The sequence below is a fragment of the Psychrobacter sp. CX16 genome (assembly GCF_057396245.1).
Genome location: NZ_JBXYJF010000030.1, coordinates 1 through 18,506 on the forward strand (window position 1 = coordinate 1; position 18,506 = coordinate 18,506).

Annotated in this window: 12 protein-coding genes and 1 pseudogene; 1 reads left to right on the forward strand and 12 read right to left on the reverse strand. The window is 44.2% G+C overall.

The annotated features are described in order from the left end of the window. The 5 genes and pseudogenes from AC2SLM_RS10515 to gyrA all read right to left on the reverse strand — a co-directional run. Positions 1–152: pseudogene (locus AC2SLM_RS10515) on the reverse strand (IS3 family transposase); the annotation flags it as partial. Between the two features lie 158 nt (positions 153–310). Then, the gene (clpB, locus tag AC2SLM_RS10520) at positions 311–2,896 is read right to left on the reverse strand and encodes an ATP-dependent chaperone ClpB (protein WP_486553742.1); all 2,586 of its coding nucleotides are present in this window, start codon (positions 2,894–2,896) and stop codon (positions 311–313) included. 635 nt (positions 2,897–3,531) lie between these two features. After that, entirely contained in the window at positions 3,532–3,741 is a 210-nt protein-coding gene (locus AC2SLM_RS10525; RefSeq protein ID WP_486553744.1) for a hypothetical protein, read from the reverse strand. After that, positions 3,731–4,435: a glutathione S-transferase gene (locus tag AC2SLM_RS10530; RefSeq protein ID WP_486553745.1), complete on the reverse strand. Its 705-nt coding sequence runs from the start codon at positions 4,433–4,435 to the stop codon at positions 3,731–3,733. Before AC2SLM_RS10530 ends, AC2SLM_RS10525 begins: the two co-directional genes overlap by 11 nt. Before the next feature lie 104 nt (positions 4,436–4,539). Next, complete coding sequence (gyrA, locus tag AC2SLM_RS10535) at positions 4,540–7,317, reverse strand: DNA gyrase subunit A (RefSeq protein WP_486553747.1); 2,778 nt, start codon at positions 7,315–7,317, stop codon at positions 4,540–4,542. 350 nt (positions 7,318–7,667) lie between these two features. On the opposite strand from gyrA, the gene AC2SLM_RS10540 reads away from it, so the two are divergent. Beyond that, positions 7,668–8,498: a methyltransferase domain-containing protein gene (locus tag AC2SLM_RS10540; protein ID WP_486553749.1), complete on the forward strand. Its 831-nt coding sequence runs from the start codon at positions 7,668–7,670 to the stop codon at positions 8,496–8,498. 16 nt (positions 8,499–8,514) lie between these two features. Here AC2SLM_RS10540 and AC2SLM_RS10545 read toward each other — a convergent pair whose 3' ends face one another. From AC2SLM_RS10545 to AC2SLM_RS10575, 7 genes are all read right to left on the reverse strand, one after another. Next, positions 8,515–9,741, reverse strand: a complete 1,227-nt coding sequence (locus AC2SLM_RS10545; RefSeq protein ID WP_486553751.1) for an ABC transporter ATP-binding protein — start codon at positions 9,739–9,741, stop codon at positions 8,515–8,517. 101 nt (positions 9,742–9,842) lie between these two features. After that, a complete protein-coding gene (locus AC2SLM_RS10550) occupies positions 9,843–11,441 on the reverse strand; it encodes an ABC transporter permease (protein ID WP_486553753.1) in 1,599 nt (532 codons plus the stop codon). Between the two features lie 109 nt (positions 11,442–11,550). After that, complete coding sequence (locus AC2SLM_RS10555) at positions 11,551–12,657, reverse strand: extracellular solute-binding protein (RefSeq protein ID WP_486553755.1); 1,107 nt, start codon at positions 12,655–12,657, stop codon at positions 11,551–11,553. A gap of 267 nt (positions 12,658–12,924) precedes the next feature. Then, positions 12,925–14,070 carry a substrate-binding domain-containing protein gene (locus tag AC2SLM_RS10560; protein WP_486553757.1) on the reverse strand — a complete coding sequence of 382 codons (1,146 nt, stop codon included), beginning with the start codon at positions 14,068–14,070 and terminating at the stop codon, positions 12,925–12,927. 109 nt (positions 14,071–14,179) lie between these two features. After that, positions 14,180–14,908, reverse strand: coding sequence for a 16S rRNA (uracil(1498)-N(3))-methyltransferase (locus tag AC2SLM_RS10565; protein ID WP_486553759.1), 729 nt, complete (start codon positions 14,906–14,908; stop codon positions 14,180–14,182). A 42-nt stretch (positions 14,909–14,950) separates the two neighbouring features. Continuing rightward, positions 14,951–16,531, reverse strand: a complete 1,581-nt coding sequence (locus AC2SLM_RS10570; RefSeq protein ID WP_486553761.1) for a 3-deoxy-D-manno-octulosonic acid transferase — start codon at positions 16,529–16,531, stop codon at positions 14,951–14,953. A 157-nt stretch (positions 16,532–16,688) separates the two neighbouring features. Then, a complete protein-coding gene (locus AC2SLM_RS10575; RefSeq protein WP_486553783.1) occupies positions 16,689–18,440 on the reverse strand; it encodes a cardiolipin synthase in 1,752 nt (583 codons plus the stop codon). Positions 18,441–18,506 lie beyond the last annotated feature (66 nt).

Genomic DNA, 18,506 nt, shown 5'->3' on the forward strand with positions numbered 1-18,506 from the left:
AGGACGGTACTACGTCCTTGTATGCCATAGTGCTTTTGGGCTTGTTTGTAGGTCATGTCGCCTTTTTCTACTTGCTCTACAATAGCTAATTTAAAGCCGAGTGTGTAATCTTTCTGTGTTCGTTTAATCCTTGATCTTTCTGCTTTGTCCATTTATAAGCTTCCTTTTCGTAAACTTATTTTAGGACGGGACATTAATAATAAAAAAGCCTAGCTAATAATAGCTAGGCTTTTTAAGTTTTCAAACTTTAACGACTATCTAAAGTTATGCTTTAATAAAGTAGATTTCTATGTTATTTACTTAGTGCAATTTACTTAGTAAATACTAGATTATCCTCTTCATCAACATCGACTTTAATAGTATCACCGGCAACAAACTCACCAGATAATAATTTCAGTGATAATGGGTTCTCAATTTGCTGCTGGATAGCACGTTTTAGAGGACGCGCACCGTAAACAGGATCATAACCCACAGCAACGAGCATGTTCATCGCATCTGGCGATAATTTGATATCCATTTCACGCTCTTTTAAGCGATCACGTAAGCGGTCAAGTTGGATATCTGCAATACCGGCCATTTGTGCCATACCAAGTGGATGGAATACCACAATCTCATCAATACGGTTCACAAACTCTGGACGGAAATGTTGACCAACCGACTCCATAACTGAGGCTTTTATTTCTTCGTAATCATCACCGGCCATCTCTTGGATTTTGTGTGAACCCAAGTTACTGGTCATGATAATAACCGTATTTTTGAAGTCCACTACTCGGCCCTGAGAGTCTGTCAAGCGTCCATCATCCAATACCTGAAGTAGAATATTAAACACATCTGGATGCGCTTTTTCTACCTCATCAAATAAGATGACGCTATATGGCTTACGGCGTACGGCTTCGGTTAACACACCGCCTTCTTCATAACCGACATAACCTGGAGGTGCGCCTACTAAGCGGCTGACGCTGTGTTTCTCCATGAATTCACTCATGTCGATACGTACCATGGCATCCTCAGAATCAAACAGGAAGTTAGCCAATGATTTGGTCAACTCTGTTTTACCGACACCCGTTGGACCTAAGAATAGGAACGAACCAGATGGACGATTTGGATCTGACAGACCAGCACGGCTACGACGTACAGCGTTAGCAACCGAAAGCACCGCTTCATCTTGACCAATGACACGCTCATGTAGCTTCTCTTCCATGGCGATCATTTTTTCACGTTCACCTTGTAGCATTTTGCTCACAGGGATGCCCGTTGCAGCCGCCACCACTTCTGCGATTTCATTGTCTGTTACTTTGTTACGTAGCAGCTTAATACCATCACCCTCACCTGTTTGCTCTTTTTGTTCAGCAAGGTCAGACTCAGTAATGCGTTTTTCTAACTGCGGAATGGTCTCATACTGCAGCTTACTCATGGTCTCATAATCGCCTTCACGGCTGGCTTTGTCATACGCGATGCGTGCTTTATCAAGCTCGTCTTTAAGCTGCTGACTGCCTTTTACTAGGGCTTTCTCAGCTTGCCAGATTTCGTTTAAGTCGGCATATTCTTTTTCAAGCTCTTCAATTTGCTCATCAAGCACTTTACGCTCAGCCTGCGCACCTGCGTCTTCTTCATTCTTCAACACTTCACGCTGCATTTTTAGCTGAATCAAACGGCTATCTAATTTGCCCAATGCTTCAGGCTTGCTGTCCATTTCCATACGTAAACGGCTGGCCGCTTCATCAATCAAGTCAATGGCTTTATCTGGCAGCTTACGGTCAGTAATATAACGATGACTCATACGGGCTGCAGCGATAATCGCACTGTCTTGAATATCGACACCGTGGTGCAGCTCATAACGCTCTTTTAAACCGCGTAAGATAGCAATGGTATCTTCAACGCTTGGCTCATCAACCAATACTTTTTGGAAACGACGCTCAAGTGCCGCATCTTTTTCAATATATTGGCGATATTCATCAAGCGTGGTCGCACCCACACAGTGTAACTCACCGCGTGCTAGAGCAGGCTTTAGCATGTTACCGGCATCCATCGCACCGTCGCTTTTACCAGCACCAACCATAGTGTGCAGCTCATCAATAAATAAGATGACATTACCTTCTTGCTTGGCAAGATCATTGAGCACGCCTTTTAGACGCTCCTCAAACTCACCGCGGTACTTAGCACCAGCGATTAATGAACCTAAGTCTAATGATAGCACTTCTTTACGGCGTAGGCCCTCTGGTACATCGCCGTTAACGATTTTTTGTGCCAGACCTTCAACAATGGCTGTTTTACCCACACCTGGTTCACCGATTAATACTGGGTTATTCTTAGTGCGGCGTGACAATACCTGAATGGTGCGGCGAATCTCTTCGTCACGGCCAATGACTGGATCAAGCTTACCTGACTCCGCTCGCTCCGTTAAGTTGATGGTGTATTTGTTTAACGCATCACGTTGGTCTTCTGCATTTTGACTGTCCACAGTTTGCTCCCCGCGAAGGTGCTCGATCACTGCTTTTAATTTAGCAGCGGTTACACCCGCTTGTTCAAATATCTTTTTGGTATCACCCTGCTCGGCTATAATCTGCAATACCCATTCAGTGGCAATATAATCATCACCAGCTTTCTGTGCTTGGCGATCAGCTAGGTTTAGCACTTTAACCGCATCTGGATTTAAATTAACCTCGCCAGTGGGTGTCGAAATCGTCGCTTGATTATCCAGTGCTTTTGCAACACCATTTTTTAGCGCAGGAATACTGGCACCTGCTTGCTGACAGACCGAGATATTAGACTCGTCTTCTAGCAAAGCGGCCATAATATGCACTGGGCTAATGCTAGTATGGTCTCGGCCGAGTGCTAAGCTTTGCGCTTGTTGCAAAGCGGCCTGTAGTTTTTGGGTAAATTTATCAAATCTCATGGAGTATCCTTTTAATTGTTAATATTGTTTTTATATGCGTACTAAAGCAATGTTCAAGCAGTTATTTTAAATAGCCATCTAGCAAATCAATGAGTAAATAGGCCAGTAACTGACTAAATACTATACACCGCTTATTACTTGGCTTTGCTTTATTCTGTTATATATATGCAGCCTATCGACTCTTTTTTCAAGTTAGTTTCAAGAATTTATTGTTATGTCAAGTTTTTATGTGACTATTGCGTAATTATATAGGCACCGCTGATTACTATTTCAAGAAAATTTAGAGCACCCTTCTGATTTGCCATAAAAAAGCCCGCATTTCTATTAAAAGAAACACGGGCTTAATTTAAATTTTATAAGGGTCTGTTGAATATTCAAATGTGGAACTGGCGGAGGCTGTTTTTTAGGCAATATGCAGGGAAATTTTTGACGCTTAGTCATTCTAAGTTAAAAAATTTCGCAATATATTGACAAAAAACAGCCCTGCCCCGCAGGGCTGTTGCTAAAATTGCCCCAAACGTTGTTATAAACCTAGCTAAGGTCTAGACATTATCGTCGGTTTACACCTAGTTTGGAACAATTTTAGCTATCAGCAGTCCTAATATTTGAATGTTCAACAGACCCTAATTGCAAAGCTAAGGCAATTGACAAAACATCGTATCATTTTGCATCACGACTTGAGCGCCTGCCAGACGGCATTCTTTTACCAAATGCGAGCGACTCGCTTGCCATCCAGCGAAAAAGCTTACTATGCAAAGGAGCAAAACAAACAGCTTAATCTTCCAAGACTTTAAAACCTCAGGCTTTTGAATATCCTTTTGATCTATATTGTTCTTAGAACTCAAGCTTGCCTCCTTTGGCGACGGCAGTTTGATAAGCTTCACGCGCCTTACAACGTTTTAACCAATTTAAGGTATTGGTATAACGTACGCTATCTAAGCTATGACCGGCATTAGCCGCTTCAATGAAGAACGCCATTTGAATATCAGCTGCGCTAAACTCTTCACCAGCAAACCACTGACCAGAAGACAACTCGCATTCAACCAAATCCAAGGTTTTGCTGATATTTCTGCTAATCATAGACGCTTCGACTTGCTTGCGAATACCTTTAGCGATTGGACGAATTAGCTTAGGTGAACGCTCTACCACCTTTGTGAATACCAGACGCATCACTAGCGGCGGCATTGCAGACGCTTCAGCATAGTGCATCCAAAAATCATAATCGCGCCATGCAGAATCATCAGCATCAACTTTAGGATGCAGTTTATATTCGGTATCGTATTTGGCCATCAAATAATCAATGATATAACCGGACTCAATTAGAGGCTTCGTTTCTTCTGGATTCTGAGGGTCTATACCCTTCACTTCTAAAATAGGCGCTTTACCAGAAGGATGAACTGCCTCTAGACTTTTAGGTGCTAAAAACGACTTTGTACGTTCATACTTAGTGAGCTGATACTCAATACCAAGCTCTTCTAAAAGCCATAAAATTCGAAATGAACGTGAATTCTCTAGATGGTGCAAATGAAGATTTGACATACCACTCCTTATTTGTTTAATAAAAAATGCCGACAACCCATTGTCGGCATTTACCTTCCATTTCCACTAACTTGGGCTAAACAATAACCGATAGTGTAATAAGATTATTCATCATTCTCTGTATTATTCACGTCACCAGATGGCGTATTTATGTTTAGTGCTTCATCAACGCTGCCATCGCCAATGCTATCAGCAAGTCCTGCTTCAACATTGCTGTCGACAACATCACCGTCGAAAGTGTCGCTTTGTAGAACGCCATCTTCGATTAATGCTTTTGCAAGCTCGTCTTCCTCGCCAGTGTCTTCAACACGCGCCATGGCGACAAGCGCTTCGTCACTGGCCAATCGAATTAAAGTCACACCTTGAGTATTACGACCTGACGTCGCTACCTGAGCAACCGGTGTACGAACCAAGGTACCTTTGTTTGAGATTAAGATAATGTCATCTTCAGGCTGAACCTTAGTAGCACGTACTAATGCACCGTTACGCTCACTGGTCTTAATGGCTATTACACCACCGCCGCCACGGTTTTGAGCGTTAAACTCTTCAACTGGCGTACGCTTACCATATCCATTTTCACAAGCAATTAAGATCTCTTTAACGTCATCCTCAATCACAACAAGCGATTTAATCAGCTCATCTTTTGCAATACGCATACCGCGAACACCTTTAGCAGTACGACCCATCACACGGGCATCATTTTCATCAAAACGAATCGCTTTACCGCTTGAAGCAAACAGCATCACTTCTTGGCTACCATTAGTGATACGCGTTGACACCAGTTTATCACCCTCTTCTAGACCGATAGCAATCAGACCATTCGAGCGAATATTGGCAAATTGAGATAATTGAACACGTTTAACCGTACCATTTGCCGTAGCAAAGAACACAAAACGGCTATCAATCTCTTCCGAAAGATTTGGAATTGGCAAGATGGTTGTCACAATCTCATCTGGCTCTAGACCAATGATATTCACTAGCGGACGACCACGAGCACCACGGCTGGCAATCGGCACTTCAAAACCACGTAGGCTAAACACACGGCCATTATCAGTAAAACACAGCACAGTGGCGTGCGTTGAGGTCACAACCAGATGATCAATCACGTCGTCCTCTTTCATTGCGGTAGCAGATTTGCCTTTACCACCACGTTTTTGAGCAACATAATCGCCAATCGGTTGAGTCTTTGCATAACCAGTGCGCGATACGGTTAATACAACGGTCTGCTCTGGAATCAAATCTTCACGGCTAAAGTCAATACGTGAATCAACGATGTCGGTACGACGCTCATCGCCGAAGTTATCACGGATTTCAATCAGCTCATTTTTGATAACCATCATCAGTTTATCAAAGTCAGCTAAGATAGATTCAAGTTCTGCAATTTGACGCAGTAAATCTTGGTATTCTTCGGTCAGTTTGTCTTGCTCAAGACCAGTTAGACGATGCAGCTGCATCTCTAAGATTGCATTCACTTGCTCAAGAGATAAGCGGTAGTTATTGCCATTATCAATTAGGCCAAACGGATTTTTAAGGTCTTCGCCTTCAATGTATTCAGGACGAACAGAACGCAGGTCACCGGCAGCAAGGGTGCCACGGCCAGCGGCTTGTAGCATAGCCACAACCGTGCCCGAGTCCCAAGTCGTCTCAAGCAGCTTCTCACGCGCTTCACCGCGGTTCGCTGACTCTTTAATAGTTGCAATAATATCGTCAATATTTGCTAGAGCAACGGTTAAGCCCTCTAATAAATGACCACGCGCTTTGGCTTTATTTAATTCAAAAATCGTACGGCGAGTCACCACTTCTTGACGGTGACGCACGAACGCGGCGATTAATTGACGTAGGGTCATCAATTTTGGCTGACCATTATCTAGGGCAACCATGTTAATGCTAAAGCTTGATTCTAGTGGCGTTTGCAAGAACAGGTTATTAACAATAACCTCTGCCACTTCACCGCGGCGCAGGTCAATCGCGATACGCATACCGTCTTTATCAGACTCATCACGAATCTCAGAAATACCTTCAATTTTCTTATCACGTACTAATTCTGCAATACGCTCAATCAGCTTGGCTTTGTTAGACTGATAAGGAATCTCAGTGAAAACAATACGTTCACGGTCACGGTTAACACCCGTATCACTCATTGGCTCAATATGATAACGACCACGGATATGCAAGCGACCTTTACCAGTGCGATAAGCATCAACAATACCTGAGCGGCCATAGATAATACCGCCGGTTGGGAAATCAGGACCTGAGATATAATTGGTTAGCTCTTCGCTAGAGATATTCGAGTTATCGGCATAAGCCAGACACGCATCCAACACTTCGGTCAGGTTATGCGGCGCCATATTGGTCGCCATACCTACCGCAATACCGGTGGCACCGTTAACCAGTAGATTAGGAATACGCGCAGGCAGTACGCTTGGCATACGCTCTGAGCCATCGTAGTTGTCTTCCCAATCGACCGTGTCCTTATCAAGGTCAGCAAGCATTTGATGCGTAAGTTTAGTCATACGTACTTCGGTATAACGCATCGCAGCTGCTGGGTCATCATCGATAGAACCAAAATTACCCTGACCATCGACCATTGGATAACGAAGACTAAAGTCCTGCGCCATACGAACGATGGCATCATAAACCGCGGTATCACCATGTGGGTGATATTTACCGATCACATCACCGACCACACGAGCAGACTTTTTATATGGCTTATTGTAATCATTTGACAACTGATGCATGGCATACATGATACGACGATGCACAGGTTTCAGCCCGTCACGCACATCCGGTAGCGCTCGAGATACAATAACGCTCATCGCATAATCAAGGTAGGACTGCTTCATCTCATCGACGATAGCAATAGGACTGACCGAATCACTCATACATACATCTCCATGTTGGCAGTTGCCCCTTGATTGACTTTATTATAAATAAGCGATCAAACTAGGAATTCTGCAAACTATTTTTAAAATTTTATACTAAAAAATAACTGCCATATTTTAGCATAAATTACGCTCAAACGGGTGCTTTTACTGCTATTGACCGCAAAATGTACCGGAATATTAGCCGGCGACAACCAAATTAAAATCAAATCAAAAATTACCGCTTCAAATCAGATGAACTGGGTTGCAATCTACCGCTTTGCGCTTACAATAAGTCGCATTCTCTACCATGATGCAGTCTATTATTTATACTCTCGTTTGCCTTAACTTTATTCGGACACCTAACGCTTATGACAACTTCAGAAGACCGTAACTTTGACCCCATTGCCGAGCATTTTGTCAAAAAGGTATATGGCGGATTAAAAGGAGAGATTCGCTTGGCGGTACTAAAGCGAGATTTGTCTGAGGTGGTCGCTAAGCTATCGGCGCAATTACAGCGTCCGTTACGTATCTTGGATGTGGGCGCAGGCTTAGCACAGCTTTCCATTGGACTGGCTTGCGAAGGTCATCAGGTGACGATTAACGACATCTCACACAATATGCTGGTTGAAGCCAAAAAAAGCGCTGAGCAGCAAGGTGTGGCCGATGATATCTATTGGTTGGTATGTCCTTATCAGCAATTTGAAGAAGTGCTTGGTGATACCTTAAATGTTGGTGAAAAAGCAGCAGATGGTTATGATTTGATTTTGTGTCATGCTCTACTTGAGTGGTTGGGTCAGCCCAGTGAAATCATGCCATTTTTTGATAAATGGCTTGCCCCTCATGGTGTGTTATCGCTGTGCTTTTATAATCCAGCAAGCTTTGTTTATCGTAACCTGATTATGGGAAATTTTAATTTGCTTAATAACCCAGACTTTAAATCAGACAACAACAAAAGCCTGACCCCTAATAATCCGGTCAGTTTTGAAGAGGTAGAAGGTTGGCTTAGCAAGCAAGGGTTTGAAATAGCGTCGGTTAGTGGCTTACGCGTGTTTCATGATTACAGTCCGCTCAAGCGTGGCGGCCATACCAATCCAGAAGCGGTGGTTGAAATGGAAGTGCGCTATTCAAATCAAGCGCCTTATAAGTGGCTAGGCCGCTACTTGCACGTGCTGGCAGGTCGCGACCCATCAATTGATTAAACTTAGGAATGGGAAGCTAGATACGGTGCCATGTGGTGACATCAACGCCTTCGCCTTGGAACAGCACCACATGCCCCATCACAGCACGAAAGCCGATAGAAGAACCGACTGGGTGATCGTGATGGCTTGATATTAACGATAATACTTCCTCGCCGTTTGACAGACGCAGACGATATAAAAAGTTAGCACCTCGAAATACCCGCCCAACCACTATGGCCTGCTGCGCACTGGCATCATCATGAACGATGTCATCTGGACGAATCAAGACTTTAATCTTGGTTCCATTAGGAAAGTCGTAATCACAGGCCTCACCTTGCGTAAACGCTTGTTGCGGTGCTGCAACCGTACCCACATCTTCTGCATGAATTGGCTCCGCCTCTCGCTTAATATCACCCAATGCGGTTTTGATAATACCGTGTTCAATTATTCCATCTATCATCGCACCTTCACCGACAAACTCCGCAATAAACGGGCTATTCGGCTCATGATACAGTTCATCCGGTGTCGCCCACTGCGCAAGCTTGCCTTTGTGCATCACTCCAATTTTGTCAGCTATGGCAAAGGCTTCGTGCTGATCGTGAGTCACCAAAATCGCAGTGGTATTGGTTTGCTTTAGAATGTCACGCACTTTGCTGGCTAATGACTCACGCAGCATCATATCTAAGTTAGAGAACGGCTCATCAAGCAATAGTAACTCAGGCTTTGGTGCTAATGCTCTTGCCAAAGCTATACGCTGCTGCTGTCCGCCTGACAACTCATTAATCCGCTTATCGGCATGTTCGGTTAACTCAACTAACGCCAACACTTCTTTGATACGCGCTGCCCTATCCGCTTTATTCCAGCGATGCAGACCAAAGCCGATATTTTCACTGACGGTTAAATGTGTAAAAAGCGCATAGTCCTGAAATACCATACCCATGCCCCGTTTGGCCGGCACAATTTGCACATTAACCTTACGGTCTTCGATATTGGTTAAGGTCTTTCCATTTAGCTTAACGATGCCTTGATGCGGCTGCTCTAAACCAGCAATAGCTCGCAGCGCTGTAGTTTTGCCACAACCACTAAAGCCTAATAAACAGCCAATCTCGCCTTGAGCCAAGCGCATTGATAACGATCGAACCACATCCGTATTGCCAAAGCTGACGCTGATATTATCCAGTACTAAATAATCATCGGTAGCAACCGAGTTAGTGCTTGGGTTGTCTATAGAAAAATTTAGGTTATCTGCGAAGCGGGTTTGCATGGAATATCACCGTTATGCTTAGGCTATTTAACTGTTAATAGCAATACAATAAAGAAGTTATGGTTCAGCGTACTTTGATAAGACCAAAGCCTTAGCCTTATTTAGGCTTTATCAGACTGGCGTATTAATAAAATAACCGGAATTAAGCCGACCAATACAATGGTCAAACTGGGCAATGCCGCACGCTCATACATACCTTCAGAGGTCATTTCAAACACGCGAACTGCCAACGTATCCCATCCCTGACGGCGTGTCATTAGCGTAATCGGCATCTCTTTGGTCACTTCCACAAATACCATAATTAGCGCAGTAAATACCCCAGGGCTAATCACTGGTAAGTACACTTGACGCCAACGCTGCCAACGACTGGTGGTCAATAGGTTTGCTGCCTGATCTTGGCTCGGAGTTAAACGATTTAACTGCCGATCAATTGGTTGAAACCCCACCGTGGTAAAGCGGGTGGTTAACGCCAGTAGCATGACTACCACGCTTCCACTTAATACCTGCGCAGTAATCATATTACTTGCAATTAACGTATTATCAATCCACGCAATTGGGATAAACACCCCAACAGCAAGCACTGTACCTGGCACCGCGTAGCCCAAGTTTGCTAGCGACACGAGCAGCTGATTGCTGCGACTGGGAAATTGACGTAATAGCCAAGCCATCATCAGTGCAATAAAGGCGATAAACACTGCCGTCGAGCTGGCGATCAAGACAGTGTTAGTGACAAAGTCCCAATAGCGTCGGTCCAAATCGATATGATAGTTCTTAGCTACCCAAACGATTAGCTGAGCCACTGGCAAACCAAAAGCTAAAATAAAGATAACTGAGCAGAATAAAAATGCCCAAATATTAGCCAGTCCGGTTAGTGCCTTACGTTGTCTTTGACCATTGCTGGGTAGATAGCTGCGCTTTTTTTGCCAATAACGCTCTAGCATTAGAATAATAAAGACAGTGATAATCAGCAGCGCGGCTAATTGTGCGGCTGTGGTCAAGCTAAAGAAACCAAACCAAGCTTTGTAAATGGCAGTGGTAAAAGTATCTAAGTTGAATACAGAAACCGCACCAAAATCGGCTAAGGTTTCCATCCAAGTTAATAATAAACCACCAATAATCCAAGGCATGGCTTGCGGTAAAGCCACTTTAAAGAACGCACGACGTTTGGATAAGCCGAGCATTTGACCGGCCTCTAAGGCACGTTGACCTTGTGATAAAAAGGCTTGACGCGCCAACAAATAAACGTAAGGATAGAAGACCAAAGATAAAATAACCCCTGCCCCCCACACGCTACGAATCTGAGTAAAAGACCAGCTTATTCCAAGCTCGCGTAATTGAGTTTGCACGATACCGCTATAATCAAATAGTCCCATGCTGACAAAGGCAAGTACATAAGCGGGTATGGCAAAAGGTAGCATTAATGCCCAGACAAAAAACTTCTGTCCGGTAAAGCGGTACATGCTAGTCAGCCACGCCAAATAAGTGCCCAGTGAGCCTGCAATAACCGTCACCAAGAGCAGAATTAACGCCGTATTTTTTAATACACCTGGTAATACATAATCTAAAAGATGTGACCAAATATCTGCCATAGGCTCAAACCAAGAGCGCATCACAATAATAATTGGCACTAACATAAATAGCGAAATCAGTCCAAGGACTGATTTCGCTATAAGGGAACTTTTAGATTGATTTGCTCTCATAAAACCCTTTTCTGAGCTAAGAGCGGCGATAAATACATTAACCTAGTACCGCTCTTATTACTCATAATATGGTCTTGTATATGGTACAGGACATATGGAAGGTACGCGCTTATTCGTAACCAACACGGTCCATTAACTGTACCGCTTCACCTTGACGCTGACCGAAGATACTAACATTGATATTGTCTTGAGTGAATGGACCCCATGAACGTAGCATCTCTGACTCGTCAATACCCTCTTTTACAGGGAACTCTTTATCACCACTGGCATATTCGCCTTGCGCTTTGTCTGATGACAACCATTCGATAAGCTTACGAGCGCCGTCAACGTTGTCTGCATTTTTAACGATACCTGCGCCAGATACGTTAACATGTGTGCCAGTCGCATCCGCGCCGTCACCTTGGTTAGCCCAGAATAGTTTTACTGGGAATTCAGGGTTTTCATCCAAAATACGGCCATAGTAATAGCTGTTAGCGATACCCACTTCACACTGACCAGAAGCGATGGCTTCAAGTAATTTAGTATCATTACTAAATACTGGCGCCGCAAGGTTATCAACCCAACCTTTTACAATTTCTTCTGTTTTGGCTTCACCATAATGCTCAATCATACTGGCAACCAGCGACTGATTATATACCTTCTTCGAGGTACGTAAACAAAGCTTGCCTTTCCATTTCGGATCAGCAAGGTCAGCATAGGTTGATAAGTCGCTTGGCTGTACTTTTGATGGATCATAGAAAATAGTACGTGCGCGAAGTGACAAACCTGTCCATAAATCGTCCGCAGAGCGATATTTTTCAGGAACGTTGGTGTTAACCACCTCAGAATTTAGCGGCTGTAATAAACCCTGCTCGCCTGCCTGCCATAGGTTACCGGCATCTACGGTTAACAAGATATCAGCAGGTGTATTGGTGCTTTCTGCCTCTAAACGCGCCATCAATGGGCCAGTTTTATCAGTGACCAATTCAACAGGAATACCTGTCTCGGCAGTAAATTCCTCTAATAATGGCTGGATAAGCTGCTCGTTACGTGATGAATAAACCGTTACGGCATCGCCTGAAGCCGCTTGTGCTTCTGTAGTATCTGTCTTTTCAGCATCCGTTGTTTCTGCTGCGTTATTACAGCCCGCCAATGCTAAAGCACTGATAACAGCTGCACCAATAAGCGTACTTTTGCTGGTTACTGACTTGGTTGTTTCTTGTTTTGCGATACCCATAAGGTCCTCATTACGCTATAAATGGTCTAATTTATACTATTAGCTTATTATTAACGTCGTTATTAAATAGATTGTCATAAACATGACTGTTAAAGTGGCTGTTGAATTAACGCCATCATCGCAGATAACGATGTCTTTATCTTTATTGTTAATCGAACGATAACCGGCATCTTAATACAAATAATAACAATTATCAATAGCAAATAGTATTGCCTGAATCAATCAGTATATAAACACTCTTTATTACTTAATAAAGCTAGCAAATAACTACTCTTCTACACGCTCAACTGTACCTTCTTCTTTGGTAGTCTCGACAATAGGCTCAGGCTCTAATGGCTCAACTCTACGTCTGTTGGCAATAATATCAGATAGTGGCGTTGCATCTGGCTCAAACTCAGTCCACTCAGGGCGCAGCACCTGCACATTAATATTCGGGTCTTTAATATCAATCACAGGGAAAGTATGCGTATTAAACGCCAGTGTCGCCTGCCCTTTATCGCTGACTAGCCATTCCATAAATCGTAGCGCCTGCCCAACCTGTTCGCCTTCATCGGTCAGACCGGCACTAATGACATTGGTCATCGCACCGCGGTTGATTTGATTGGCCCACATCAGTCGAATCGAGGTTTGTGGGTTATTGATAGCATAATCCCAAAACACATCGCTATCGACAATACCTACGTCGCAATGACCTTGTTCAATACGTGACAGTACTTCTAAATTACTACCTGAAGGACTACCCATATTGCGCTGCCAGTTGCCCAATATCTCGGGCGTAAGCTTGGTACCGCGATAACGCCACATCATCTTGGCAATGGCTTGGTTCTCAGGGGTAAAGATATCCGTCATGCACAATCGACCTAGCCACTTTTGACCACCGACACTAGCATAATTAATCAGCTCAGGCTCATTCACCTTATTCTTGTTAAATACCAAAGTTCGTGCATATTTACCAAGGCCATACCAATAGCCTTGCGGATCTTGATATTGATCGGGGACCGCATTAATCAACACCTCAGACCCAACTGGCTGCAGCTTATGCGCATGACTGGCATTGGCCAAGGTATACGCGCTGTGCATCAATAACATGTCAATCTCAGGCGATAAATCAATATCCTGACTCAATTGCAGTGCATCGGCATCTTCAATCTTGAACACATCAGCACTCATCGGCACCCATTCAATCTCCGCCCCTTCCTCTTCATAGTAGGCGGCACTAATACGTTTTAACTGCTCTATATCCAAATCCGTACCCACTTGTACCTTCTCTTGTATAGATACAGATTCGGCAGTTTGATTGTCTCTATTCTCACCCTCTGATTTAGCTGTATTATCACTACAGCCTACCAGTAGCAAACTGGCAATCAGTGCCGGTGACAAGGCTTTTTTGAGTTGGGTAAAGCGATAAGACATGATTTGAACCTGTTGGCTAATGCGGCAAGGTGATTAACCGATAACGGATTAAGCACTAAAATAAAGGAAATGAAAAAAATGAGTGATAAATTTAAACAACGGCTGAAAATTAAAAATAGCGACCACATAAAGCATTGACGGCCGCTTCGGTACGCAAAATACGGCTACCCAAGCTGACACTGTGACAGCCATTGACTTTCAATAGCTCGACCTCGTAATCAATCCAGCCACCCTCAGCACCAATACATAATATTTGTGGCCGGCCTACCTTTTGCTCAAAGTCTTTTAGCGGCATATCAGCATAGGGGTGCGCGGCAGCGGCAAGTTGTTGCTGCGTTAATACTGCAAGCTCATCTTCAACAAAAGGCTTAAAACGTTTTTTAAGCTCAATAATTGGCGGCACTGTATCCACCCCTTGCTGTAGCCCCTCTTGTACAAATTCATCCAGACGCTTTAGTATGGGGCTTTGCCAGTAGCTTTTGTCAGTACGATAGCTATTTAGCAGAATAATATGGCGCACACCGATGGCAGTCATATCCATGATTAAGCGGCGCAATACTTTGGGTCTCGGCAAGGCCAAAACAACCGTTAAGTCAAGCTTAGCAGGCGGCGGTGTTTCACAGCGTATTTCTTCAAGGATAATAGACGCATCGCTTGTATCAGGCGTACTGATATCCTTGATAACTGCCGTGCCTATATTATCTGATAGCAGACCCACCTTTAGGCTATCGCCCACTGTTAGTCCCAAAACTTGCTGAATATGCGCCACTTGTGCCGGACTATCAATCTTAAAGGTCGGGCTTTGTGCGGCCGATTTAGGCAATAGTAAAATATTCATACTCGCCTAGTCTCTCTTTATGGCTTTAATCGTTTTATGGCTTTAGATATCCGTACGAGCACGCACCTTAAAGTGCTCCAAATCAATCTGCTCAATCTCTAATGAGGCATCCACTTTTGGCTCTTTATGCTCAGTCAATAGTGCCTCAATCATATCTAGCTGATGAGTCATGGCATCGCTTTTTTGAGTGACTAGCTCCTTTGCCTTTTGACCAGCCTGCTTTGCTTGATCGCTATGTGTTAGCCAATACTGCAGAGTATGCAGCAAGCTAGCGGTAGACTTATCATCCGCTGTCTTACGTTTTTTATTGGTCTCACTCGCCTCTACCACTTCAAGTGCGCCTTGTTGATGTAGCACTTCAACCAACTCATGGCAAGACTGTGTATAAGGTCCCATGATAATCGGCTTGGCCAGACTGGCCGCTTCAATTGGGTTATGACCCCCAATATTCACCAGTGATCCGCCGACAAAAGCCACATCTGCAATGGCATAACAGGCATTTAGCTCACCCATGGTGTCTGCAAGATATACCTGCGTATCAGCGTCAATTTTCTCATCATTGCTACGTCTATAAAAATTAAGCCCTATTGCTTCAATCGCTTCTGCAACCTCATCAAAGCGTTCCGGATGGCGCGGCACTAAGATAAGTAGCGCATTGGCCATACCTGCTTGCTGTAATAACTGCTGATGCACCTGCAATACTTGCGCCTCCTCCCCTTCATGGGTACTGCCTGCAACCCAAATCGGGCGTTCAAGCGCTTGTGCTGAATGAGCGAAACGGTCGACTAAGACAGATCGTTCAGACGCTGTTTGCGTCTGGGTGTTGGCGTTACCTGTTGACCACTTTAACGAGTCAGCACGGCGTATCTTAGGCACTGGTGTGCCAAGGCGACGAAAGCGCTTCGCAGAATCAGCATCTTGCGCAATAATCATGGTGATATTTTGCATCATGCTGGTGCTAACACGCTCGTATTTTGCATAACTTTCAAATGATTTCTGCGACAGACGCGCGTTTACCAATACCGATGGAATGCCCGAGCGACACAGCTCAGCCAAAATATTTGCCCAAAGCTCCGTCTCAACAAACATCGCCAAATCAGGATTAACATGGTCAATAAACTTCTTTACCACCGCTTTGTCATCAACGGGCACAAAGGTATGTACCATTTGGCGTGATTCTAATGCCTCTTTGAACAGCACTTCGGTACGCGCAAAACCCGTCTGCGTGGTATTGGTAATCCAAATCTTTGTCCCCTGTTCAAGCATCACCTTCAACATCGGCGCAATGGTATTGGTCTCACCCAATGAAACTGCATGGCACCAGATAGTGGCATTGTTCATGACATCGCAGCGATTACCCGAAATTTTATCACTCGCTAATGTTGGCACATCAGGATAATGACGGCCAAAGCGTGCCGCTATCTCTTCTTTATAATCCGCGGTCTCTATGCCTGATTTTTTGGCCTTTTTATGACGACGCCACAAGGTGATTCGATATAGCGGCTTTAGTAATTTGATTAAAAACTGATAATACCAAGGCGGCGTCAGGGCATTAGAGGTCTTGGTGACATTAGACAGTAAGGCGTAGGTGGATTCGGATTCGTTGATGGCTTGATCTGGCATGGGTAGGGATAACCTAATGTCACGTTAATAAGATGAAACTCAAAAGAGCTCATATTTTACCCCATTCTAGAGGCTTAAAATAGTTTCTCTACCGGTTTATAGCATAATTAGCAACGTATTCGAGCAGATATGAGATTTGAATGATGATAATTGTCAGTTAAAGCAACGGACTAAATAGGCGAATACCCGAATCAAATAAGGATTTATAGCTGGGGCGCTGACGCCATTTTTCTAAATCCAATCGCTCACACTGAGTGAGATAAGCCTGCTGACATGCCAGCACTTGCGCCACGATTTCTGGGGTATACAGCGCTAGACTAATCTCCATATTGAGATAAAAACTGCGCATATCCATATTAACCGTGCCAAACAGACAATAGTCGTCATCAATAACCACCGTTTTGGCATGCAGCAAACCGCTTTTGAACAAAGCGATATTCACCCCTGCTTCCATCAAAATAGCATAGGACGCCTGTGAGGCATGCTGCACAAAAAAGGAGTCCACTTTTTTGGGTAGAATAATGGTCACCTCAACCCCGCGTTTGGCCGCGGTGGTTAATGCCGCTAATAATGCCTCATCTGGCACAAAATACGGTGTGGTAATCTGAATACGGTGATTGGCACGATGAAACACGGTCAGCAACGTATTATAAATCACGTGTTCGGTAATACGCGGTGCTGAAGGAATAAGCTGCGCCATCACGTTATCGACGACCGGCAAATCCATAATCGGATGCATATAGTCCGCTTCATCGTGAGCATAACTGGCATAAGGCGTATCAATCGGCTCAACCCTATGCCCGTACTCATCATTCATATTAAACGAGGATATTTGCCGCGCTAGATAACTACTGGCCTTGTCATTGACATCATTAATCGCAGGCTTAGGGCGGTACAACTTACGAGTATACATATTGATGTTGTCTTCAATACGCTGGCCAAGCTCTTTAAGATTGCGCGGGTTTTCTGCACCAATATCCGTCACATTCACTGCTGCAAGTGCCGTCACCACACTGACCATTTTCTCGCTTTGGATACGCATGATAAGGTCAATCCATTCACCTACCGCCTTGTCTTGCTTAAAGAACTGTGGATCAACCAAATTAAAACTGCCGGTATAACCAATATCATCATCAATCACCACAATTTTACGGTGATTACGCAAATCAGTGCGTTTAAACAAGGTTTTGAACAAACCCACTGGCAGCGACTGATGAATCGTCACGCCTGCCTGCGTTAAGCGCTCATGCCAATCGTCCGTAAAGAAGCTAAAGCTGCCCACACTATCGGCTAATATCTGACACTCTACCCCTCTGCCCGCAGCATCAATAAGCGCTTGAAACACCTCCTGTACACGACCCTTAGGATAGATGATATAAAACTCTATCAAAATGATGGTCGACGCATTATTAATATCGTCAATAAGCGTATCAAAGGTGCTATCAGCGGAGGTTAACAGCCGCATCGTATGCTTATCATATACCCCAAAGCCGGTATCAAAGGTACCAATACGGCTGACACCGCGATACGGTTCAGGCAGCATATCATCCACTTTTGCCAACTGGATATCTTCTCGCTTGGCTAAATCGTTTAGCATAGACTGGGCTTGTAAGTTGCGTGATTTGTAGCTTTTTCCCAAATACGGCTCACCCACCAACAGATAGGCGATAATACTGATAAAAGGGATGGCAAATAATAGAACTAGCCAAGCAATAGCAATACCTGTATTCCGCTGCGTGGATAAGATACGTACAATCATAAACAGGGTTAACAGCAGGTGAATGACCACCCCAACCCATGCCCAATCCATAGCCGACACAGATTGCAGCCACGCACTCAGCTGCGCCATGCGCATATTAAAAGCATCGCTAGTATTGGATGCAGCGGCTACAAAGACTAAGGGGGCCATGGTCATTAACATCCAGCTCAGTGACTGATGAAATTGTACATAAAGACTAACAAATTAAGCATCAAA